Consider the following 21,568-nt stretch of genomic DNA (forward strand, 5'->3'; position numbering starts at 1 on the left):
CCAGGGCCATGTGGCTTTACCCGACAGAGACCATTTTCGCGGCCCACGCGAGGTAGCGTGAGGCTGTTCCCCGTATCCGACCACCCTCGTAGAAGCCTTGAGCCACAAACGAATGGGAGATGACATGTCGGCCCCCATAACCGTCGCGTACGACGGATCACAGCAAAGCAGCGATGCCGTGGAGTGGGCGGTCACCGAGGCGCGGCACTGGAGGCGACCGTTGCGAATCATCACCGTGTCCTTGGCACTGCCGCCACTGCGGCGCGACAGTCAGTCCGACGTGACCACCGCCCACAACGCCGTCAAGGACATCGCCAGGGAGATGGCCGAGGAAACCCTGCGGAAGGCTCCCGACCTCGATGTGCAGTACGAGGTCATCGAAGCACCGACCGCCGCGGGGGGATTGATTCCGCGATCGTCGACATGGGAGATGCTCGTTCTGGGCACCCACGGCCGGGGCGGCTTCACCGGAATGCTCGTGGGATCCTCGACGACTCAGGTATGCGCGTACAGCATGTGCCCCGTCGTGGTGGCACGAAAACCGTACCCGGAATCCGCGCCGGTGACCGTCGGCGTCGACGGCTCCCGGGGCTCCAGGTCGGCGGTGGGGTTCGCGTTGCGGGAAGCCTGGTTGCGCGACGTCCCCCTCAACCTGGTGCATGCCTGGAGACATCCCAAGTCCGCGCGCGACGTGGATTTCGCCGCGGGTGCCGAACTGTCCGACTATCTCGCCGCGGACCGGCAGACCGTGATGACCCGATCGCTCGCGGGCCTGGTCTCCCGATTCCGGGACGTGCCGATCACCCGGCGCTCGGTCCAGGGCGGCACCCGCACGGTGTTGCTGCGGGAATCAGCCCACTCGAGCCTGCTGGTGGTCGGGGCTCGCGGCCGGGGCGGCTTCACCGGTCTGCTGCTGGGCTCCACCAGCCAGGCGATGATCCACCACGCGAAGATCCCGGTCGCGGTGGTTCACGGAACCGAAACGCCGTCGGACGGGACACGACCACCACAGTAGAGCGTTCTTGATCGGTTCCGCGCGGTCACAATGGCCGTTCGATCCCCTTGGCCGCCAGTTCCACACCCCAGCGCCGGGCACGGTCCCGCTCCCCATCGACCAGAGGCCCCATGGTCGCGGTCACGTAGAAGCTGCAAGCGCGAAGGGCGGCGGGGAAGCCTTTGCGGCGCAACCTGCGCAGTGCCGCGCGCGCCGCCGAACCCGGAATCCACGGCCTCGCTATCCGGGTGTCAAAGGAGGCCACCGGAACAGCCGTGTCGAGCGGTCGAAGCTGCGCGATCCACTCACGCAGTCCGTTTCCTTGCGACACGAGCGCGCTTTCGGCTTGTCCTGCGGCCACCCTCCGGGACTTCGCATTGCTGAGACTCAGGCCGTGCGTGGGAGCCCCCACCACTAGCAGACCTACGTCTTCGCCGAGAAGGGACGGTGCCTCGCCCACCTCTGTAACGTCCACATGAGCGTGAGTCGCCAATCCGTCGGCAACGGCATTGGCGACGTCACGCGTGTTTCCGAACATCGACTCGTAAACCAGCAGTACCTGCATGATCATCGTCCTGTCATTGGGGCATAAGGACTTTCATCGCGAACTTACTGTCAAGTGTGTTGACGCCACAGAGGCGAACGTCGCGTCACGATTGGACTTCACGCACGCATCCGCGTCCCGCACGCCCATGGTGCGAGCATCCTGCTGGCCTTACCTCGACCCGCGTCCACGCCCATGCCACAGCCCCGAGTGAGGTTCACTGACCATCAAGACAGGACACCTCACAATCCATCGCGGCCTCTGTGCGCCAGGTGTTCTCAGCGGTGGATGTGTCGTCGTTTCGCCATTGCATATGCCCGGAGTACTGCACTGCTCGACCTCGGCCATCCTGAACAGTCGTGCGCGCTGGCCGGGTCGGTGTTCGACACCGCCCGCCGGTTCCGGTCCGAGCGCCTCACCCGCGCGGTGATGAACCTGCGCGCCGGGACCAACTCATCGCGGTATGGGACGGCCAGCCCGCACGCGGCTACGGCGGCACCGCCGACGTCGTCGACTACGCCCGCGACCACGGCATCGACGTCACCGTGATCTGGCCCGAAGGCGCCAAACGCGGCAGGTAACCCAGCTGTCACCGCCCACCGAATGCTCAACTGCGCGAGGCGGCATCGCCCCGGGTGCTCGAAGATTCTCTTACTGGACCGGCGTTGCCGAGGGACGCGAGTTGTGTTGCGGGATCTCCGGGGACGTCTGCGTGGCAAGTCTTCGAGAGACAGTGGACCAAACTGCCTGGTGACTTCCGCTGTGGTGCCAGCGAGGTGATCGCGGGCTCTGTGCGCTTGGTTCAGTTGATCGAACACCCGCTCGCGCCTCTTGGTGCCCGGGACCTAATGGGGAATCGGTATAGCAATTGTTTGCGAGTATATCTTCGTTACTGATATATTGGCGAACATGACCGACGCACTCCGGGAACCCACGTTCCTGATACTCACCGCGCTCGCACGAGAGCCATTGCACGGCTACGGAATCATCACCGAGGTCGCGACGCTCTCGCAAGGCCGCGTAGGCCTGCGCCCCGGCACGCTGTATGGCGCGCTGGACCGGCTTCGCGAGGATGGCCTGGTCGCCCCCGACCACGAGGAGATCGTGGACGGCCGACTGCGGCGCTACTACCGACTCACCGAGGACGGCGCATCCACATTGCAGGAAGCGGCGGAACGACTGCAGAGTCACGCCGAAACCGCCACCCAGCGCCTACACCACCGCAAACCCCGCCTGGCAGGAGGAATGGCTTGAACCGCCACGACGCACTGGAGCGCCGCTACCGACGGCTGCTGCGCTTCTACCCCAAGGAGTACCGCACCGAGCGCGGTAAGGAGATCGTGGACACCTATATGGAGGCCACGCCACCCGAGCGCACCACCCCGGGTGTTGCCGATGTCGGCGACGTCGCCAAAGCCGGTCTGCGGCAACGACTCCGCGACGCCCCCGAGGGGCTGCCGGGCGGACTGCGGCTGGCCGCCGTCGTGGGGCTGTGCCTGGCGGTGGGCATTGGCGCGGTCTTCGGCCCGGCCATGGAGATCCTGGCACGGGAGGGCGAGCCTGCCACCAGCTGGTTCACGATCCCGTCCTTCGGTCCGTTCCTGAGCCCGTTCGTGATCCTGTGGACACTGTGGCTGCTCGTCGGTGTTGGCGCGGCCTTGCTGCCGGGCAGGATCACCCGGCGGGTCGTGGCCGGAGCCGTTGTGGCAACGGTGGCGGCCGAACTGGTGACCTTCTTCGTCGGTGGCCTGGCCACGGATCCATTGTCGATGGCCGCACTGATCCTGTTCGGCGTCATTTCCCTGGCGTGGCCGGAGCACCCCGGCCCGGGAGCGCGCATCGCGCCGCTAGTTGCGGCCTGCGCCGGAATCGCGACCACATTGGGCTACGCCGTCGCGCCACCCCCCTTTCAGGTCTTCGGCATCGTGGAGACGCCCCTGCTCATCCTCCTCCTGGCGGCTGTGATCCTGTTCGCGGAGCGCGAGGTCAGGTCTCGCAGGGGAAGCGGCCAGCGATGGTGGGCGGTGGCCATATTGGCGGTCCCGGTGTCCATCATCCTGTTGCGGCCGGTGGAACGGCTGCCATTTCTCGACACGATGCCCTTTATCCCGGGTGCCTTCTGGCTGCTCGGTCTGGGGCTGGCCATACCGATCGTGTCCTATCTCGTCGCGGTGCGGCGCCACCGACTCACCCGGCGCTGAACCCACACACGGCCACGAGAACGTCCCCGAACCCCTAAGGAAGGATCCACTTTGCGTCGGAGATACCTGGTCGCGGCAGGCGCCGCGCTGATGCTGGCGGCGGGCGGCGCTTTCGCGTTCGCCGAAACGGACAACGCCGCCGAGGCGAGCCCATCGCCGCCAGACAGCAGAGTCGTCACACTACCCACAGGGGACATCGTCAGTGTGTCGCCGGACGGCGGCATGGTGTGGCGCCCCGCGAAGGACCGCGAGGACATCGGGCTCATCAACCCTCCGGCACACGACGGTTCCGGTGATGTCGTCGCGATTCCCACCGACCGGGTGGACGACATCAAGAACGGGAAGGAGGACCCACGCCGCTACAACGTCTCCGAGCTACTGCGCAGCGGGGTATCCGACGCCGCGAAGGCGAGTCGCCTCAGTTCCAAGCCGTACGGCACGTTCGCGCCCAAGGGTGATGCTCCGAAGTCGAAGTCCGACAAGGACTCCAAGGTCACGATCACCATCACCGACCAGAGTGGAGCCGTCCCGCGGGACTGCACGGTCGACTACGTCAACGTCGCCGACGGCACCTCCGACGAGATCGAACTCGGCACGAACTGCAAGGGCTCGGTCTCCCTGCCACCCGGGCAGTACGACTTCCTCTCCTGGGCGGGAGGTGAATCAGGCGATGTTCAGGGGGTGACAACCGCCAAGGTCAAGAACTCCCCATTGGACGTCGCCATCGACGGAACGAAGAGCAAAGAGGTCACCTACAAGGTCGACCAGGCCGCACAACTGGGTGAGCAGTCCGTGAAAGTGTCCATGATGCCCGAGAAGGGCGACGGACTGATCGTCGGCGTCGACGCTCCCGCGGGCCGAAAGCAGTTCGTCATTCCCACCGGCAAGAGCGACCACACCATTGGTATCCAGGCCACCCCGCATCTGGTCGGCACCGACAACGCCAACCCATACACCTACGACCTGGACTTCTATCAAACCGACGGCATCCCCGCCAAGCCCGTCTTCACGGCCCGCGACGGGGACCTGGCGAAGGTCACCCGCACGTTCGACGGTCTCGCCACCACCGAGCCGACGAATGGGTGCAACTGGAGCTACCGAAAGGGCGCGTCGCACTTCAGTTACTGCCAACCCCGAGAGCAGAAGTGGCAGACGCAGCGCACCGAATACCTGACACCCGGCAAGGACATCACCTGGCACGCCGACACGGTTATCGGCGACTACGCGTCCGAGAAGTACGTCCAGGCGTCAAGCACTTCCACGTTCAAGGCCGGGCCGAGCGAACGCGTCACCGGACAGGCGCCGTTGTCGTTCAACGTCGGCGGTTCCGGAACACAACCGCTGGTCGTGCGCGACGGCGACAAGCTGTACGCGAACATGCCGTTCCTCGACAATGCCGACTCCAAGGAGTACATCGTCGACTACAACTCGATCAAGGGCACCGCGGTACTGAAGCGTGACGGCAAGGAGGTCGCGCGAAAGGACCTCAAGGTTTCGGGTTTCGAGCTCACCTTGCCCAAGAAGGATTCCGGACGGTACACGCTGTCGGTGAAATCGACACACTCCGACTCGTACACCCCACTGGCGACGAAGTCGGCGGTGAAGTGGGAGTTCAAGTCGAAGCCGACCACCAAGCCAGTTCCGCTGCCGGTCTCGGCGGTCGCCTTCGACGCCGAAGGCGTTTCCAACGGCTACGCCGACGTCTCCAAACCGCAGAAGTTCACACTGGACTACCAGGCCCAGCAAGGAGCCAAGGACACCAAGCTGAAGAAGCTTGTCTTCGAGGTTTCCTACGACGACGGCAAAACCTGGACCAAGGTGGACACGAAGGTCGACGGCGACTCCGCCACCGGCGAACTCAAACACCCCGCCGACGCCACATTCGTCTCCGTGCGTGCGACCGCCACCGACGACGCTGGCAACACGGTCACCCACAGCACCGTCCACACCCACGGTCTGAAGTAGACCGCACGCGCATTCGGGCCGGTGGGAGCACGCCTCCCCCCGGCCCGAAACGCGATCGCGGGCTGGTCACTGGCGAGTGTTGGTGCTGTCGGTGTGCCAGTTGGTGGCGATCGTGTAGGCGTCGACGGTGGTCAGGGCGGAGCCTTCCAGCAGGAGGGTTTGGTACACGTCGCTGCCCAGGAACTCTTCCAGCTGGGCATCGTATCTTTGTCCACGATGGACGAGCCGGTCGAACCCCACCATGCGGGGTTCGGAACGTGGCAGATGCCCGTTGGCCGCCCCCAACAGCATCACGGCGACACGGTCATCGCCGGTGTCGGCGGCGATCCAGGCCATCGTCTCCAGCGAAACCGCGATGCCGCGCGAATCCCGCAACCTGATGTAGAGGTCAAGCGCCTCGTTGACTTCGGCCCGTGCCAGCTGGATGTCTCCCACTTCGTGATGGACGATTCCCAGACTCCACACCGCGTACGCACGCGTGAGCACTTCCTCGAATCGACGTCCCATGTCGATGACCGGACCCAGTGTCTCCTCGGTGGCCCTCCTGTCCCCCATGGCGGCGAGTGCCACTCCCAACACCGTCTGGCACACCTGCACGCCGTGCGGTATTGACAGTGCCCGGAATCGCGCTGTCGCGTCGCGCAGGGTATCGATGGCCGACGGACTCGCGGCGAACATCTGGCAGGCCCCTTCGGCGTAGCCCGCCCATCCCCGCAGGACGAAGTCGCCGAGATGGTCGCTCATCTTGGCTGCCTGGCGCGCCAGGTCCGTGGCGGTGCGGGGGTCCCCCGTCATCGCTACGGTGACGGCGAAGCGCCACATGACGTCCATGCGATCGGTGTCGGGAAGCTTGTCGTGTGCCAGCACCTGGTCAAGCCGATACCGACCGTCCCACATGGCGCCGGTCGAGACCCAGTACCAGTACAACGACCGGGCCAGTCGCGTCGCGTCCAGGACCGCCGCGAGATTGTCGCCGTCGCTCAGGCCGTATTCCATAGCGGCTTCGAGGTTGGGCATCTCGGTCTTCACACTGATCAGCAGTTCGGGTTGTCGCGAACCGAACCAGTCCCGGTCGAAACGCTCGGCGAAGTCTCGTGCCCAGGAGAGATACCTGGCCTGCGTCGATTCCCACCATCCGTGGTGTTTGGCCTTGCGCAATCCGAACTGCCGCACCATCTCCAGCATGGAGTAGCGCGCCTGGCCCTCACGTGTCATCATGGTGACAATGGACTGTTCACAGAGGCGTGACACTCCCACGGCGATCCCGGCGACCGGATCGGTCTCGTAGGAGGTGTTGACCGCTTCGATGGCGTCGAGCCCGGCGTCGCCGGCGAACACGGAGATGTCGCTCCACAAGCGCCGTTCGGCGGGTGCGCACATGCTCCAGCTCCACTCCAGCATCGCCTGCAATGACTGGTGCCGAATAGGTCCGGCCGCATCACCGTCCGACAACAATGTCAACACGTCGTCCAACCGCGCGACCAGCTGTTCGACCGTCAGGGCCCGCAGGCGGCGGGCGGCGAACTCGATGGCCAACGGCGATCCGTCGAGGATCCGGCACGCCTGCATCGCCTGCGGCGTCGTGTGATCGTCCAGGACGAAGCCGGGGACGACGGTGCGAGCCCGGTCCGTCAGCAACCGGACCGCGGCGGACGTGTGAAGTGGGCCGAGCGTCCACAGGTGTTCCTCCGGCAAGCCCAGGCTGTGGCGGCTGGTCGCCAGGATTCTCACCTGCGGTGCCGCCAGCAGGATCCGCCGCGCCAGATTGGCGACCGCGATCGTCACGTGCTCGCAGTTGTCCAGTACCAGAATCAGTTCCCGTTCGGCCAGAAAGGACAGCACCTGTTCGGCGGCAGTTCTGTTGGGATCGGCGGGCAGCTGGGTGACGGTCAGCAACAGCCTGGCGAGCATCTGGGCATCGACCACTTGGGTCAGGTCCACCCAACGGATCCCGTCGCGCGAGTCCAGTTCGATCGCCAGGGCCACCTGTTGCGCCAGCCGGGTCTTTCCGGTTCCTCCCGGCCCGGTGACCGTCACCAGCCGATGCGATCGCACCTGGTGTACCAGCTGCGCGAGCTCCTCGGTCCGGTCCACGAAGGATGTCAGGTTCGCCGGGATCGTTCCCGGCTCGGCGCTTTCCGCCATCGCCGGTTTCTTCGCGGCGATGAGCCAGCGGCGCTTCCACCCCGACACTTCCAGCACTCCGCAGGCGCGCACGAACGCCTCGGCCACCGGCCACGACGGCAACCGCGTACCCGAGGCGGCCCGGGCCAGGACCGACGCGGAAAACCGGGTGCGCCGGGCCAGCTCCTGGTATGAGACGTCACCTACGCGATGGCGCAACCTCGCCAGTTCCCACGCGAATGACACGACCTCGGGCGAAGGTTTCGAAACCGACATCGATACTCACCAGTCCGTTTCCGCGTCGACAAACCAATGGCGGACACGCAGCGGGCACCCCCCACGTGACCGACGTATGCCAACGAACTGACATTAGCGATATTTCCGTTGCGGCACAACACATCCCCAGTGGGCACCGAATCGCGGACGTCTGTGGTGCGAGAGCGTGATCGGCGTTCGGGCCTGGGATGGCCAAGGCCCTGGCGGTTATGGGTGTTGTGTGTATCGGTTGGGGAACCTGGGGGCATGAAGCGTGGATGGCGGATCGCACCGGTGATCGCGGTGCTGGCAATGCTGGTTACGGGTGTGCTGGTGGTGAACAGCGCGCAGGCCGAGGACGAGCGGGTGGGGTTGCCGGGTGGCATGGCGAACTTCACCGTCGCTGTGGGCAAAGTGGATGCCGCTTCGCGGGCGAACTGGCAGCGGCTGGGGACGTACGTGTTCAAGGCGGACGGGACGGTGTCGGAGCGGCATTGGCATTGGACGCAGCGGCGGCGCGAGGTGCGGTCGTACACCGGCGTGCGGGCTTCAGGGTGTCCGTCGCGGGACTGCGATATTCAGACCGCGCACGGGTTCCAGTCGAAGTCGGCTCCGCAGCAGTTGTCGGGCAAGTTCGCCGTGTCCGGGGATGTCGTGAAGGTGACCTGGAGCGATGGTCTGTGGGAGGAGTGGACGATCAGTCAGCCGATCGAGGCGAAGCTGGCGAAGTTGTCGTTCAAGGCGTCGAGTTTCGGTGCCAGTCACGGTTTCGGGTACGGGTCGAACGCCGGGTTGGACAAGCGGGCGTCCATGAAGGATGTCGCGGCCGTGGATCACGGGAAGCTGCGGCATGAGTACTACCTGTGGAAGACCGACGCGAACAACAAGCCTTATGTGGACTCTGGTGCCGGTGGTCCGTTCTGGATGCGGGACTGGAGCCTGTGCGGCGGCGGGAAGTGCCTGGGCGGGGAGACGGCCAAGCCCACCGAGTACTACCTGGCGGCGCCGAACGGCTCCGTCACCGACCGGCGGGACACGATCTGGCATTGGGTGCGGCAGCTGGCCGACGATCGGGATGAGTACTGCTACACCGGTAATTCGCACGTCAAGCCGATGATGCAGATCATCGACTCCGACGGCGGCTTCCACGGCTGGGTTGGGGCCGAGGCGTCGCTGTCGCAGACGTCGCCGGGGACCAATGCCGACGACGTCGGGTTGTTCGAGATCTCGGAGTTCTCCAAGTCGGCGTGACGCAGAGGCGGGTCAGGGTCTGGTGGACTCGTAAGTGTCCAGCAGGGTGTCGATGATGCGGCCTTCGAGGCTGGACGAACCGGCGTCGATCGCTTCGGCGTTGCGGGCGTGGCTTCTGGCGTCGCTGGGTTCCTGGGATGCCTGGTGGGCCAGTGCGAGTAGGCGGTGGGAGCACTTCTCGGCGAAGGGTTGGTTGATGCCTCGGGCGACGAGGAGGCATTGCTGGCCGACCGTTGTGGCTTCCAGGTGACGGCCTTGGCGCAGGTGTACCAGGGTCAGGGCGGCCAGGCCGAACCATTTGTCGAGGCGGTCGCCGAGCTCTTCGCAGATGTCGATGCCCTCGGTGAGGTGGAGGGCGGCTTCGTCGAGTTGGTCCAGTCCACAGCAGATGGTGCCGAGCAGGACGAGGTCGGTGCCTTCTCCGGCGCGGTCGTTGGTGTCGCGGCGCAGGGGGAGGTTGTGGCGCAGCAGTCGGGCGCCTTCCTTCCACTCGCCCAGTAGGGCTTGGACCGCGGCGAGGTTGTGTCGAGGGGTGGCGCCGACGCGTTGCCAGCCTTCGATGGGGGTGCCGCGTTCCAGGCAGTCCAGGAGGAGTCGCCGGGCTTGGGGTAGGTCGTCTTGTTTGATGGCGACCAGGCAGAGGTCGTTGAGTGCCGCGATCTGGAGGTAGAGGTCGTCGTCGGCGATGGCCGAGTCGAGGGCTCGGTTGATGTGGGCCAGGGCGCTGTCGTACTCGGCGAGGTAGATCTCGACGCGGCCCAGGTAGATGAGGGCTCGACGCAGGGTGTTCGGTTCGTCAAGGCGTTCGGCGGCGGCTACGGCGCTGGTGGCGAGGACGTGTTCGCGGTGGAATTCGCCGCGTTTGCGCAGGGCCCAGGACAGGGAGTGGGCGATGGTGATGGCGTGGCGGGCGGCTTCGGGGGAATCGGTGGCCGCGAGTTGGGCTGCCGCGACGAGGTTGGGCAGGGTTTCGTCGAGCCAGGGGCCGACGTCGTCGGGGCCGCGCAGGGCGAGTCGGAGGACTTGCTGCGGGGCCAGTTCGGTGGGGTCGGGTTGGGAGGCGATGCCTTTGCGACTCGGGCGCAGCAGGTTGTCGGCGAGCATGGCGCAGGCGGCGTAGAAGGCGATGCCCCGGTGGCGCAGTTGGGTGCGCTGTTGGGCGCTCATGGTTTCCTCGGCGTAGCCGGTCGCGACGGCGCGGACGATGTCGTGTGGCTGGTATCGGGTGTCGCCGTCGGAGGCGATCAGTTGGGCGCGGGTCAGGCGGGCCAGGGCGGTGGTGGCCATGGGAGGGTCGTCGGGACACAGCATGGCGGCGATGACCCCGGCGTCGATGGTGGGTAGTGGCAGCAGACCCAGGGCGCGGAAGGCGTCGGCGGCGACGCGGTCGGCGGGACTGCTGCCGGAGGCGATGAGGTCGTAGCCGACCCGGATGCTGGAGCGGACCCCGACTCCGTCCACTTCGAGGGTGTCGAGCCGGTCGCGGTGGTCGGACAGACTGGCGGCCAGGCGTTTGCCGGACAGGTCGGGTTCGCGCGCGAGTCGGCCACCGGCGATGCACAGGGCCAGCGGCAGGTAGTCGCAGTAGGCGGCGATCTGACTGAAGTCGGACCAGTCGGCGCCGGTGCGTCCGGCGATCCGGTCGAGCAGGGTGATCGCGTCGGCCGGGGGCAGCACGTCCAGGCGCAGGGACAGTTGGACGTCGGACAGTGCCAGTGGGGCCCGGCCGGTGATGAGGAGGCCGCCGCTGCGGCTGGCCCGGATGACGGGTTCGACCTGGCGCGGGTCGGTCGCGTTGTCGAGCAGGATGAGGTGTTGGGAACCGTCGCTGAGGTCGGTGTAGCGGCGGGCGGCTTCGGTGGCGTCGGTGGGGATCTCGCCGTCGGGCTGTCCCAGCGCGGACAGCAGGCGCCGCAGTATTTCCAGCGGGGTCAGCGGTGGCAGGCCGGGTGTGGAGCCTTGCAGGTCGACGTAGAGCTGGCCGTCGGGGAAGGTGGGGTTGAGGTCGTGGGCGACCTGGATGGCCAGTGTGGATTTTCCGACGCCGCCGGAGCCGTGCAGGGCGACGATGGGGCGCTCCTGACCGCGCGTTGGGGTGAGCGCGTGGCGCAGTTGGGCGCGTTCGGCGGCTCGGCCGGTGAACATTCGGGACGGTGGCGGCAGTTGCCGGGGGCCGGCGGGTTCGCGGGGTGCTTCCACTCGGGTTGACTCGCGGGGGCGCGCTACGGGTGCGTCCTGGAGGATCTCCCGGTGCAGGCCGCGCAGTGCCGAGCCCGGCTCCACACCGAGTTCGGACGTGAGGCGCTCGCGGATGCGCACGTACTCGCGCAGCGCGTCCGACTTGCGTCCACTGTGGTAGAGGGCGCGCATGAGGCGTTCGACCAGGGATTCTCGGAGCGGATGGGATTCGATGTAGCCCATCAGTTCCGGGGTGATGTCGCGGTGGTTTCCCCGTGCGATCTCCAGGTCCATCAGGGTCTCGAAGACCGACAACCGCTGTTCTTCCAGGCGGGCACTCGCCGTGTCGACGAAGGCTCCGCTGATTCCCTCCAGGGCTTGGCCCCGCCACAGGTCCAGGGCTCGTCGCAGGGCGGTGATGATGTCGGTGTCACCGGCGTTGGCGGTTCCGGCGGCGGACACCGCGGCGGCGAACACGGCGAGGTCGAGGTGCTCGGGGTCGACGTTGAGGGTGTAGCCGGAGGATCGGCTCTGGATCAGGTCCGGGTGGCCCGCGTCCCGGAATGTCCTGCGCAGCACGGAGATCGCGGTGTGCACCTGGGTGGTGGCGGTGGGGACGGGGCGGTCACCCCAGATGGCGGTGACGAGTTGGTCGGTGGAGACCTGGCGGTTGGAGCGCATCAGCAGGTAGGCCAGGACGGATCGTCGGCGTGGCCGGTCGATGTCTACAATGCGGTCTCCCGCCTCTACCCGAAGTGGACCCAAAACGGAGAATCGCATGACGCCCTCAACATTGCGCACCACCGCTGTGCGGTTAGCGAACGGTTAGCCCCTGAATAGGAAACGTATCACCGCCGATGGGCACACTCGGTCTCGCTGACCCGGTCGAACCCTTGATCGGGCCGTTATTGCGAAGGAGATCACATGTCGACTGCGACCATCACCCGCGCCTGGACCGACGTCGAGTTCCGGGCTGGCCTGTCCACTGAGGAGCTCGAGCTGGTCGAGCACCCCGCTGGCGACCTGGACGCCGAGCTGCGCGAACTGTACATCCACGAGGCCACCGCGCAGTCCACCAACTGCACCAAGTGGACGGGTTCGCCGAACTGCTGCTGCTAGTCACACAGTAGGGATCGCCGTATGAAACCGGAGGCGGGCGTTGCTGACGTGCCCGCCTCCGGCTTTGCCTCCCTCGCAACGGAAAGGACGACTGTGAACTTCGTCTCGGATCCCCGGACCGCGGCGCTTCACCTGGCCGAACCGCTCGCCGACCGGCTCGCCTCGACGCCGCTCACCGACGGGTCCGAGGCCACAGCGCGACTGGAACGCTGGCGCGACAGGGAACCCTTCGACAACGAACGGCACTGGCGGGATCGGTTGGCCGCCGACGGTCTCGACGAGGATCTGCTGGCGCGGCTGCTCGGCGAGACGTCGGCCGACCTGGAGCGACGGCTGCCGAGGCCGTGGTGGACGGGCTGGCTTACTGAAGCCGCAACGGAACCGCAGGTCGCGCCCGAGGAGGCACCGTCCACGGAGGGCGAACCGTTCCTGGCCCCCGTCGCCGACGATCTCGTCGGGCCCGCCGTGCGGCGGTTGCGTGCTGACCTGGAGCGGTTGTGTGAGCGGGCAGCGCGGTTCGACCCGGCCGCGCTTGTCGAGCAGTTGCGGACCGGACTCGCGTGGCGGCTGCACGCCATGCTGGGGCGGACGATGACGCTGGAGCTGCACCTGGCCCGCAACCGGGGTGAGCTGACCGCCGCGGAACCGGCCGAGCGCTTCGCCCAGTTCCTCACGCTGGCCCGGGATCCGGCGTGGCGGCGCGGCCTGTTCTTCAGGTATCCGGTGCTGGCCCGGCAGCTGACGATCGGCGTCGAGCAGTGGTACGCCAACAATCTCCGGCTGGCCGAACGGATCGCGGCCGACACCGAGGTGCTGAGCCGCCGCTTCGCCGACGGGGCGGACCTGGGGAAGGTCACCTCGATCAGCGCCGACGCCGGTGACCAGCACCGGGGTGGGCAGACGGTCGCGATCGTGACCTGGGACAGCGGGCTGCGTCTGGTGTACAAGCCGCGATCGATGCGGCTGGACCAGACTTTCAGCGCCCTTGTGGACTGGCTCAACGACGCCGGACTCACCCATCCGCTGCGCACCGTCGAGTGCCTGGATCGCGGCGACTACGGGTGGAGTGAGTTCCTCGTCGCCGAACCCTGCCGGGATGCGGCGGGGGTGCGCCGGTTCTACCACCGGCAGGGAGCGCTGCTGGCGCTGCTGGGTCTGTTGCGCACCAACGACATGCACGCCGAGAACCTGATGGCCCTCGACGAGCAGCCGGTGCTCGTCGACCTGGAGACGCTGTTCCAGCCGCGGCTGCCCGACACCAACGAGCAGCTCACCGGCGCCGAACAGCTCGCCCAGCAGGCCACCGCCGCGTCGGTGCTCCAGGTGGGGCTGCTGCCCGCGCCAGCCTGGGTGACCCGCGAGGGGCGCGCTGTCGACATCAGCGGGCTCGGGCACCTGCCCGGTCAGCAGACCTCGATGCCGGTTCCGACGCTCAGTGGCATCGGCACCGACGACATGCGGGTCAAACTCGAACGCGTCGCCATGGACCTGCCCGACCACCGGCCGGTCGCCGCCGACATCCCGCTCAACCTGCTCGACTACGCCGACGACCTGCTGGCCGGTTACACCGAGATGCACCGGCTGTGCCGCACCAGGCGCGCGGACCTGCTCGCCGAGGACGGGCCGCTGGCGGCGTTCGGCGGAATGCGGGTACGCGTCCTGTTGCAGTCCACTGTGACCTATTCGACGCTGTTCCGCACCGGGTTCCACCCCGACGTGCTGCGCGACGCGCTGGATCGCGAGCGCCACTTCGACTTCCTGTGGCGACGGATCGAACGCACCCCCGCCCTGACCGCCGCCATCGCGGCCGAGCGCCGGGACCTGTGGCGCAACGACGTCCCGTATTTCGAGGCCGACACCGACGGCCCGGTCGTGTATGACAGCGAGGGTGCCGCCGTCGAAGGCCTGACCGTCATCGGCGGTCTCGACCTGACCCGGGACGCGTTGCGCGACTGGGACGAGGAGCACCTGCGTGAGCAGCTGGCGCAGATCCGCGGTTCCCTGGCGGCGGCGGCCATCAACACCGTCGCCCGGTTCGAGTACCCGGTGTACTCCAGCCCCGAAGTCGCCGAACCGGCCGCACCCGAGGAGTTCGTCCGGGCCGCCGACCGGATCGGCGTCCACTTGCGATCGCGGGCCTTCGTCGCCGGGGACAGTGCCCAATGGCTCGGGCTGAGCTCCCACATGGGACGCAACTGGTCGCTGGGGCCGTTGACTCCCGACCTGTTCAACGGGGTCGCCGGGGTGGCGCTGTTCCTCGCCGAGCTGTCCCGCGCCACCGGCGACTCGTCCTATGCCGTCCTGGCCCGGCAGGCCACCGTGACCATCCGTCGGCAGGTGGAACGGGATCCGCACATACTCCACGGCATGGCGGGGCTGCCGGGCATCGCCTACACGTTCTGCCGTCTCGCCGACCTGCTCGGCGACGAGTCGCTGCGCGACGACGCGGTCGGCCTCGCCGAACGCACCCGCGCCCACGACTCTCCCGACGCCGAGTTCGACATCGTGGGCGGGGCCGCCGGAACCATCGCGGCGCTGCGCGTCCTGCACGACCAGCGGCCCGAGTCGCCGGCCGCCGAGGTCATCCGCGCCGCCGCCGACCGGCTGCTCGACGCCGCCGAGGCGCAGGACGCCGGAATCGCCTGGCTGCCGGCGATGATGCGCGAGAACAACCTCGCCTCCCGGCCGCCGTCGGGTTTCGGCCACGGCACCGGCGGCATCGCCTGGGCGCTGGCGCAGGCGGGAGGAGTCCTGGGCGAGGACCGTTACGCGCGCGCCGCCCAAGACGCGATCACCTACGAACGCAGCCTGTTCCGGCCCGGCGACGGGACCTGGCAGGACGTCCGCGACCCCGACGGCAAGGCGATGACCTGCGCGTGGTGCCACGGCGCCGTCGGCATCGGACTGTCGCGTGTGGGCATGCGCGACCTGGTCCCAGGCGACCGCGCCGCGATCGACGAGGAGATCACCGTGGCCCTGGACACCGCGCGACGCGACGGCTTCGGGATCTCGCATTCGCTGTGCCACGGCGACATGGGAGCCGTCGAACTGTTTCTGTCGGCCGCGAGTCTCCACGACGGACCCGAGCTCCGCGACGAGACGATACGGCGCGCGACCTCGGTACTGCGCACAGTGGAGACCGAGGGCTGGATCTGCGGGCTGCCGTTCGGCGAACCGACGCCGAGCCTGATGGTCGGCCTGGCCGGTATCGGCTACGGGCTGCTGCGACTCAACGATCCGACGCGGGTGCCGTCGGTGCTCACCATGGCGGTGCCGACACCGCCGCAACGAATCCAGCGATAGGGGCGGACATGCCGGGACTTCTCGACGAGGTTCAGCAACCGGTCGGCAGGCTCAGCGCCCGCCGTCAACTGTGGCTGACCGCACAGGCACTGCGCATGGTCTGGGCCAGCGCACGCCGCGACTTCTGCCTGGTGGTCGCCGGGGCGCTGATCCTGGGTGTCGGCGCGGGCCTTCAGGTCATGCTGACCAACAACGTGTTGCAGTCGGTGCTGGCGGCCAAACCCGGCTCCGGCCTGCCCAGCAGCGTCGTGGCGTACCTGATGGCCTTGGTCGCCATCACCGCGGCGCTGAAGTTCACCGCGTCGTTCCAGAACGAACGCGAACGCGTCGTGGGTGAACTGGTGGCCCGGCACGCCCAGACCCGGGTGCTCGACATGGCCGCGACGATGCGGCTGGAATCGTTCGAGCAGCCTGAGTTCTACAACCGGCTGGAACGGGCCACCATGACCGCCGAGATCCGGCCGATGCAACTGGCCTCGGGCCTGCTGGGGGCGATCAGCGCCACAGTCGCCGTCACGGGGGTGCTGGCCGCGCTGCTGGCGATCAGCCCGCTGCCGGGACTGCTGCTGCTGGTGTCGGCGGTTCCACTGTGGCTGGCCACCGGCCGGGCCAACCGGGCGCTGTACGCGTTCAACTTCCAGATGACCCATATGGACCGGGCCCGCAGCTACCTGGGTTTCCTCATCACCAGCCGCGACAACGCCGCCGAACTGCGCGCCTGCCAGGCGACGCCGTTCCTGCGCGGCCGCATCGACGACCTGTACGACCAGCGCATCACCGCCGTGCGGGACATGACCCGCAAACGGGTGCGGGTGTCGTCCTTGGGGACCCTCGCCAACGGCGTCGTGGTCGCGGCGGTGATGCTGTTGACGGTGGCCATGGTCGCCGAGGGCTGGATGACGATCGCCGAGACCGGTGCCGTGCTCGTCGCGATCGCGCTGGTGAGCCAGAAACTGATCGTCGCCGCCGACAGCGCGCTGCTGCTGCACGAGAGCATCCTGTTCGTCGAGGACCTCGTCAGCTTCATCGAACCCGGACGGGTCGCGCCACCGCCCCAGACCGAACAGCGGACGAGCGCTACGCCGTCGGAGCTGGCGTCCATCGAGCTGAAGAACGTCGACTTTCGGTACCCCAGCGGCAAAACCCCGACGCTGCACGACATCGACATGGAGCTGCGCGCCGGGGAGGTCATCGCTTTGGTGGGCGAGAACGGCTCGGGCAAGACCACATTGGCCAAGATCATCGCCGGGCTCTACCAGGCCACCGGCGGCGCGGTCCACCGCAACGGGGAACCGTTGACCGAGGCGGTCACGCGCACGCATCGCGGCCAGGTCGCGGCGGTGTTCCAGGACTTCGTCCAATACCGACTGTCGGTGGCCGACAACATCGCGATGGGTCGCCCCGAACGACGCGACGACACCGCCGCGATCCACGCCGCCGCGCGGCGGGCCCGTGCCGCCGAGTTCATCGAGGCGCTGCCGGAGGGCTACGACACCCAGCTGGGCAGCCAGTTCCTCGGCGGTATGGAGCTGTCGGGCGGGCAGTGGCAGCGCCTCGCCCTGGCTCGGGCGTTCTTCCGGGACGCGGAACTGATCATTCTGGACGAACCCACCTCGGCGCTGGACCCGCGCGCCGAACGCGAACTCTTCGACGACATCCGGGAACTGTGCGCCGGACGCACCGTCCTGGTCATCTCGCACCGGTTCGCGAACGTCCGCTCGGCCGACCGCATCTACGTGCTGGCCGACGGCCGCGTCTCCGAGGCCGGTTCCCACGACGAACTGATCAAACTGGACCGACGGTACGCCGAACTGTTCCACATGCAGGCCAGCAGTTACCAGACGATGGAGACCCGATGAAGACAGTCAGCTTCGGACAGCTCGGCGACCGGCTGCACGGCCGACTCATCCTGCCCGGCGAACCGGACTTCGACTCGGTGCGCAAATGGTTCATCGGCCGGTTCACCGAGACCGTCCCGCAGGCGGTCGCCCGGTGCGCCGACACCCGCGACGTCGCCGAGGCGGTCGCGTTCGCGCGCGCCAAGGACATACCGTTCGCGCTGCGCAGCGGAGCCCACAGTTTCGCCGAGTACAGCATGTCGGAGGGTCTGGTGATCGACCTGGACGGCATGGACGAGGTCCGGGTCTCCCCCGACGGCGCCACCGTGACCGCCGGGCCCGGGACCCGGATCGGTCCGCTGGCCGAGGTTCTGGCGCGGCACGGCCGGGTCGTGCCGGTCGGCTGGTGCCCCATGGTCGCGGTCGCCGGAGCCTCGATGGGCGGCGGTTTCGGTCCGCTGGGCCGGTACTACGGCCTGGGCTGCGACCACCTGGTCGGCGCCGAGGTCGTCCTGGCCGACGGCAGGATCGTGCGCACCTCCGAGACGACCGAACCGGATCTACTGTGGGCGTTGCGTGGCGCGGGTGCCGGGAACTTCGGTGCGGTGACCTCACTGACGTTTCGCACCCGTCCCGCCGTACCGGCCGTCCACTTCGCCGCGTGGTGGAAACCCGAGGACGGCGCCGCGGTGATCGACGCCTGGCAGCGCTGGGCGCCCACCGCGCCGTCGAGGGTCAACGCCGAGCTGATCCTGCGCTGCTGGCCCGATCCCGACGAGCCCGCCACCCTGTCGGTGTTCGGGCTGATCGTCGGGGCGTCGCCGCGCGCCGCCGCCGAACGGGTCGCGGAGCTGGCCGACCTGGTGGGCATCTCCCCCGAACGCGTCACCTACACCGAGCTGACCGCCGAGGAACTGCCCAACCACCACACCTTCGCCGGGGAACCCACCTCGCACAACAAACTCGGCGGACGCCCCGGCGACGCCGAACCCGGCGTACGGTTCGTGAAGTCCGAGTTCTTCGACGCGGCCGTGCCGCTCGACGCGATCGCCGACCTGGTGGACGGACTGCTGCGCGACCGCGTCGCCAGTCAACAGCGGGAGTTCGAGTTCATACCGTGGGGCGGCGCGATCGGCGAACCGGCTCCCGGTGACACCGCCTTCGTGCACCGCTCGCCGCGCTTCCTGGTGGAGCACAGCGTTCAGGCCTACGGTTCGGCCGAACTCAAGCGGGCCTCGCACGAGTGGGTCACCGCGTCCAAGGCGACCCTGCACCGCTGGGGAAACGGCCACGTCTACCAGAACTATCCCGAACCCGACCTCCCCGACTGGGACATCGCCTACTACGGCGACAACCTTCACCGACTGCACGCGGTGAAGGCTGCCTACGATCCTGACGGGGTGTTCCGGTACGAGCAATCGCTACGCGCGGACGGGTTCTAGCCCGGGTTCGGGCTCGGTCCGCGACGCGACCGGCACGGTCCTGCGCGCCACCAGCAGCGCGCCGACCGCCGCCAGCGGAAGGATTCCCACCAGCACGACCGGGGAGGCGACGATCAGCTCCGCACCGTAGGGGTCACGCAGCACCAGCAGCAGCCCGCCGATGATCGCGCTGAGGAACAGCCCGACGTACGTCACGCCCAGTGCCACCGGAAAGCTCACGACGCCCACGGCCGTCCACAGCAGAACCCGACCGGCGGAGGGTCTCGTGTCCCAGGTGATCACCGCCAGTGTGTACACGCACAGCGGCAGGCCCAGCAGCGCACCGGTTCCGTCGGGTACCACGGGAAGCCCGTTCCAGGTGAGGAATCCCGTTCCGATCATCAGCGCCACCGGGAGAACCGACACGGCCGCGAACCCGCTTGGCGACAGTGGACGGTTGCGGGCGGCGTCGGCCGCCGACATGGCGACGACGGCGAGCGCGACCATCAGCACCGTGGTGGTGATCGACAGCCCGACGGGGGAATCGACGCCCTCGGATTCGTACCCGCCGTTGAGGGACTCGGCCTGCCACTGCACCGCCGGGGCACAGTAGGCGGTCAGGATCGCCAGAGCCACCAAGCCTCGGCGCCGCGCCGACGCGTCCGGCACCCGCTTGTCCAGGTTCGTCGCCAGCCACCAGCTGCCGACGAGCAGGGCGCCGCCTACTCCCGCCATCAGCAGGAAGCCACCGGTTCCGGTCAGCCGCAGACGTTCGGCGGCGATATCGACGGCCAGCAGGCTCACTCCCAGACCGACGGCGGGCAGCAGCGCCCCGGCCCGGCCCAGCAGCGTCCACGCCAACGCGATGGCGGCCAACAGGATCGCGGCCTGCCGCAGCTCGATCGCCCAGGCCATCGGAGCATCGTGCCCCACCCGGTCGGCGATCGGGGCCAGGAACGCGGAGATGGCGGCCCAACCGATGACGGCCAGCGCGCAGGCGGTCAGACCGACGAGTTGACGAACCGCCGGGTTGCCGGGGGTGGGTTTTGCCTCGGCGGTCGCAAGGCCGGGCACGATGAGCAGGGTAGCCCGGGCCGAGCCTGCCAGGTAGGTCAGCAGGAACGCGGTGGCCGGAAGCAGTGCGGGCAGGACGGTGGCCAGCCCGTTCTCCGTCAGGAACCGGGCGTCGGCGATACCGCCCCCGTAGCTTTGGGCGAACCAGGAACCCTTGTCGCTGACCAGGCCCTGCGCGAACCACAGTGGTGCGTCGGTGAGGTCGACCTGCGACAGTGGCTGTCCTTCCTGGGTGGCGTAGCCGATTCCCAGCGGGATGGCCAACAGTTCCCACAGCAGCAGACCGCCGCCGAGGCCCCAGCCCCATGCCGCGAGGGTGCGGCCCTTGCTGACCTGACGCATGATGTGGGTGAGCAGCGGTATGAACGCGACCATCCACACCGGAAACATCAGCCAGCCGACCACGGCGCCGTAGCCGTGCTGGCCGACCAGCAACGCCACCGTGCCGCCGACGCCCGCCATCGCGATCGCCGCCCCTTTGAGGCGGTCGCCCCCACTGGATGACTCGCCGACGATGGGTTGCCGGGCGCCGAGCCAGTAGCCGAGCGCCGCCAGCAGGGCGACGGACAGCAGGATGACGGTGACCGACAGGACGTCGATGACGATGGGTTTGAGCAGTGCTCGGTTCACCATTCCGGGAACCGCTTGGACCACGGCACACAGGGCGCCGACGGCGATGAACATGGCGATTCGGCGGCCCATGACGTTGAGTCGCGGCATGAGGAATCCCTTTCCTTGTCGGTCTCGGTACGCGGGCATCGTGAGCAGGCTGACGACGAAGGACAGCCGCTGCCAATGCCGTCGCCACGCCGACACCGAGGTGTCGTGGCGCAGCTCGTGCAGTTCGGCGCTCCATTCGGCGGCGTGTTCGTCGCGTACGTCGCGCGGCCAGCGCGCCGCCGCGAGCCGCACGCATCGCGCCTCGAGGGTGTCCACAGTTCTCATGCGGTGGCCTCCCCGGTGATGCCCGGCACAATGGACAGTTTTCGGAACATGGCCTCCAGTTCGGTGCGCGCCGCGGTGGCGCCGTGCGCGGTGAGGCGGTAGTAGCGCCGCGCGGGCCGTCCGGCTTCGTGGGGGTCGATCTGTTCCCACGTGGCCTCCACCCATTCGGCCTTGCGGAGTCGCATCAGGACCGGGTAGATGGTTCCGGCCGACAAGCCGGTGCGGCGCACGAGATCCAGGCCGTAGTGCTCCGCGCTTGGTTCGGTCAGCATCACCGCCAGCAACGAGGCGACGATCGGGGTGATGCGCACTTTCTCTGGCATGATCGAGATACTACATAGCCCTAGGAGAGTTTT

15 protein-coding genes are annotated in these 21,568 nt (G+C 67.9%); 10 read left to right on the forward strand and 5 right to left on the reverse strand.

What is annotated here, in order from left to right; all coding sequences use genetic code 11:
* The first annotated feature begins 124 nt into the window (after positions 1-124).
* Positions 125-1,015, forward strand: a complete 891-nt coding sequence (locus tag SNAS_RS17140; RefSeq protein WP_013018711.1) for a universal stress protein — start codon at positions 125-127, stop codon at positions 1,013-1,015.
* A 25-nt stretch (positions 1,016-1,040) separates the two neighbouring features.
* Here SNAS_RS17140 and SNAS_RS17145 read toward each other — a convergent pair whose 3' ends face one another.
* Entirely contained in the window at positions 1,041-1,565 is a 525-nt protein-coding gene (locus tag SNAS_RS17145) for a flavodoxin family protein (protein WP_211207194.1), read from the reverse strand.
* A gap of 332 nt (positions 1,566-1,897) precedes the next feature.
* Here SNAS_RS17145 and SNAS_RS17150 point away from each other — a divergent pair, with 332 nt between their 5' ends.
* The 4 genes from SNAS_RS17150 (at position 1,898) to SNAS_RS17165 (ending at position 5,704) form a co-directional block, all read left to right on the forward strand.
* The gene (locus SNAS_RS17150) at positions 1,898-2,119 is read left to right on the forward strand and encodes a hypothetical protein (protein ID WP_041624991.1); all 222 of its coding nucleotides are present in this window, start codon (positions 1,898-1,900) and stop codon (positions 2,117-2,119) included.
* Positions 2,120-2,447: 328 nt separating this feature from the next.
* On the forward strand, positions 2,448-2,792 hold the full coding sequence (locus tag SNAS_RS17155; RefSeq protein ID WP_013018713.1) for a PadR family transcriptional regulator: 345 nt from the start codon (positions 2,448-2,450) through the stop codon (positions 2,790-2,792).
* Positions 2,789-3,739 carry a hypothetical protein gene (locus SNAS_RS17160; RefSeq protein WP_013018714.1) on the forward strand — a complete coding sequence of 317 codons (951 nt, stop codon included), beginning with the start codon at positions 2,789-2,791 and terminating at the stop codon, positions 3,737-3,739. Before SNAS_RS17155 ends, SNAS_RS17160 begins: the two co-directional genes overlap by 4 nt.
* 51 nt (positions 3,740-3,790) lie before the next feature.
* Positions 3,791-5,704, forward strand: a complete 1,914-nt coding sequence (locus SNAS_RS17165; protein ID WP_041624992.1) for a hypothetical protein — start codon at positions 3,791-3,793, stop codon at positions 5,702-5,704.
* 66 nt (positions 5,705-5,770) lie between these two features.
* On the opposite strand, the gene SNAS_RS17170 is transcribed toward SNAS_RS17165, so the two are convergent.
* Positions 5,771-8,104, reverse strand: coding sequence for an ATP-binding protein (locus SNAS_RS17170; RefSeq protein ID WP_013018716.1), 2,334 nt, complete (start codon positions 8,102-8,104; stop codon positions 5,771-5,773).
* 246 nt (positions 8,105-8,350) lie between these two features.
* Here SNAS_RS17170 and SNAS_RS17175 point away from each other — a divergent pair, with 246 nt between their 5' ends.
* Positions 8,351-9,334, forward strand: coding sequence for a hypothetical protein (locus SNAS_RS17175; protein ID WP_013018717.1), 984 nt, complete (start codon positions 8,351-8,353; stop codon positions 9,332-9,334).
* 12 nt (positions 9,335-9,346) lie between these two features.
* On the opposite strand, the gene SNAS_RS17180 is transcribed toward SNAS_RS17175, so the two are convergent.
* Positions 9,347-12,292: an AfsR/SARP family transcriptional regulator gene (locus tag SNAS_RS17180; protein ID WP_013018718.1), complete on the reverse strand. Its 2,946-nt coding sequence runs from the start codon at positions 12,290-12,292 to the stop codon at positions 9,347-9,349.
* 144 nt (positions 12,293-12,436) lie between these two features.
* On the opposite strand from SNAS_RS17180, the gene SNAS_RS17185 reads away from it, so the two are divergent.
* The 4 genes from SNAS_RS17185 to SNAS_RS17200 all read left to right on the forward strand — a co-directional run bounded on the left by SNAS_RS17185 (position 12,437) and on the right by SNAS_RS17200 (position 19,214).
* Positions 12,437-12,631 (forward strand): hypothetical protein, encoded by a 195-nt coding sequence (locus SNAS_RS17185; RefSeq protein WP_013018719.1) that lies wholly within the window; start codon positions 12,437-12,439, stop codon positions 12,629-12,631.
* Positions 12,632-12,724: 93 nt separating this feature from the next.
* The gene (locus SNAS_RS17190) at positions 12,725-15,934 is read left to right on the forward strand and encodes a type 2 lanthipeptide synthetase LanM family protein (protein ID WP_041624995.1); all 3,210 of its coding nucleotides are present in this window, start codon (positions 12,725-12,727) and stop codon (positions 15,932-15,934) included.
* Between the two features lie 8 nt (positions 15,935-15,942).
* Complete coding sequence (locus SNAS_RS17195) at positions 15,943-17,793, forward strand: ABC transporter ATP-binding protein (RefSeq protein ID WP_013018721.1); 1,851 nt, start codon at positions 15,943-15,945, stop codon at positions 17,791-17,793.
* Positions 17,790-19,214 carry an FAD-binding oxidoreductase gene (locus SNAS_RS17200; RefSeq protein WP_013018722.1) on the forward strand — a complete coding sequence of 475 codons (1,425 nt, stop codon included), beginning with the start codon at positions 17,790-17,792 and terminating at the stop codon, positions 19,212-19,214. The genes SNAS_RS17195 and SNAS_RS17200 overlap by 4 nt, the downstream gene beginning before the upstream one ends.
* On the opposite strand, the gene SNAS_RS17205 is transcribed toward SNAS_RS17200, so the two are convergent.
* Both SNAS_RS17205 and SNAS_RS17210 read right to left on the reverse strand, forming a co-directional pair.
* The gene (locus SNAS_RS17205; protein WP_144300533.1) at positions 19,194-21,212 is read right to left on the reverse strand and encodes a hypothetical protein; all 2,019 of its coding nucleotides are present in this window, start codon (positions 21,210-21,212) and stop codon (positions 19,194-19,196) included. The two genes, SNAS_RS17200 and SNAS_RS17205, sit on opposite strands and share 21 nt — an antisense overlap.
* Positions 21,209-21,535, reverse strand: a complete 327-nt coding sequence (locus SNAS_RS17210) for a PadR family transcriptional regulator (RefSeq protein ID WP_013018724.1) — start codon at positions 21,533-21,535, stop codon at positions 21,209-21,211. Before SNAS_RS17210 ends, SNAS_RS17205 begins: the two co-directional genes overlap by 4 nt.
* Between the last annotated feature and the right edge of the window lie 33 nt (positions 21,536-21,568).

Source organism: Stackebrandtia nassauensis DSM 44728, assembly GCF_000024545.1.
Taxonomy (GTDB): domain Bacteria; phylum Actinomycetota; class Actinomycetes; order Mycobacteriales; family Micromonosporaceae; genus Stackebrandtia; species Stackebrandtia nassauensis.

Bases quoted from the DNA above. Each gene is read 5' to 3' on its own strand.
- SNAS_RS17170 (WP_013018716.1), bottom strand. From the start codon at position 8,104: ATGTCGGTTTCGAAACCTTCGCCCGAGGTCGTGTCATTCGCGTGGGAA.
- SNAS_RS17205 (WP_144300533.1), bottom strand. From the start codon at position 21,212: ATGAGAACTGTGGACACCCTCGAGGCGCGATGCGTGCGGCTCGCGGCG.
- SNAS_RS17175 (WP_013018717.1), top strand. From the start codon at position 8,351: ATGAAGCGTGGATGGCGGATCGCACCGGTGATCGCGGTGCTGGCAATG.
- SNAS_RS17140 (WP_013018711.1), top strand. From the start codon at position 125: ATGTCGGCCCCCATAACCGTCGCGTACGACGGATCACAGCAAAGCAGC.
- SNAS_RS17210 (WP_013018724.1), bottom strand. From the start codon at position 21,535: ATGCCAGAGAAAGTGCGCATCACCCCGATCGTCGCCTCGTTGCTGGCG.
- SNAS_RS17185 (WP_013018719.1), top strand. From the start codon at position 12,437: ATGTCGACTGCGACCATCACCCGCGCCTGGACCGACGTCGAGTTCCGG.
- SNAS_RS17145 (WP_211207194.1), bottom strand. From the start codon at position 1,565: ATGATCATGCAGGTACTGCTGGTTTACGAGTCGATGTTCGGAAACACG.
- SNAS_RS17180 (WP_013018718.1), bottom strand. From the start codon at position 12,292: ATGCGATTCTCCGTTTTGGGTCCACTTCGGGTAGAGGCGGGAGACCGC.
- SNAS_RS17200 (WP_013018722.1), top strand. From the start codon at position 17,790: ATGAAGACAGTCAGCTTCGGACAGCTCGGCGACCGGCTGCACGGCCGA.
- SNAS_RS17195 (WP_013018721.1), top strand. From the start codon at position 15,943: ATGCCGGGACTTCTCGACGAGGTTCAGCAACCGGTCGGCAGGCTCAGC.
- SNAS_RS17155 (WP_013018713.1), top strand. From the start codon at position 2,448: ATGACCGACGCACTCCGGGAACCCACGTTCCTGATACTCACCGCGCTC.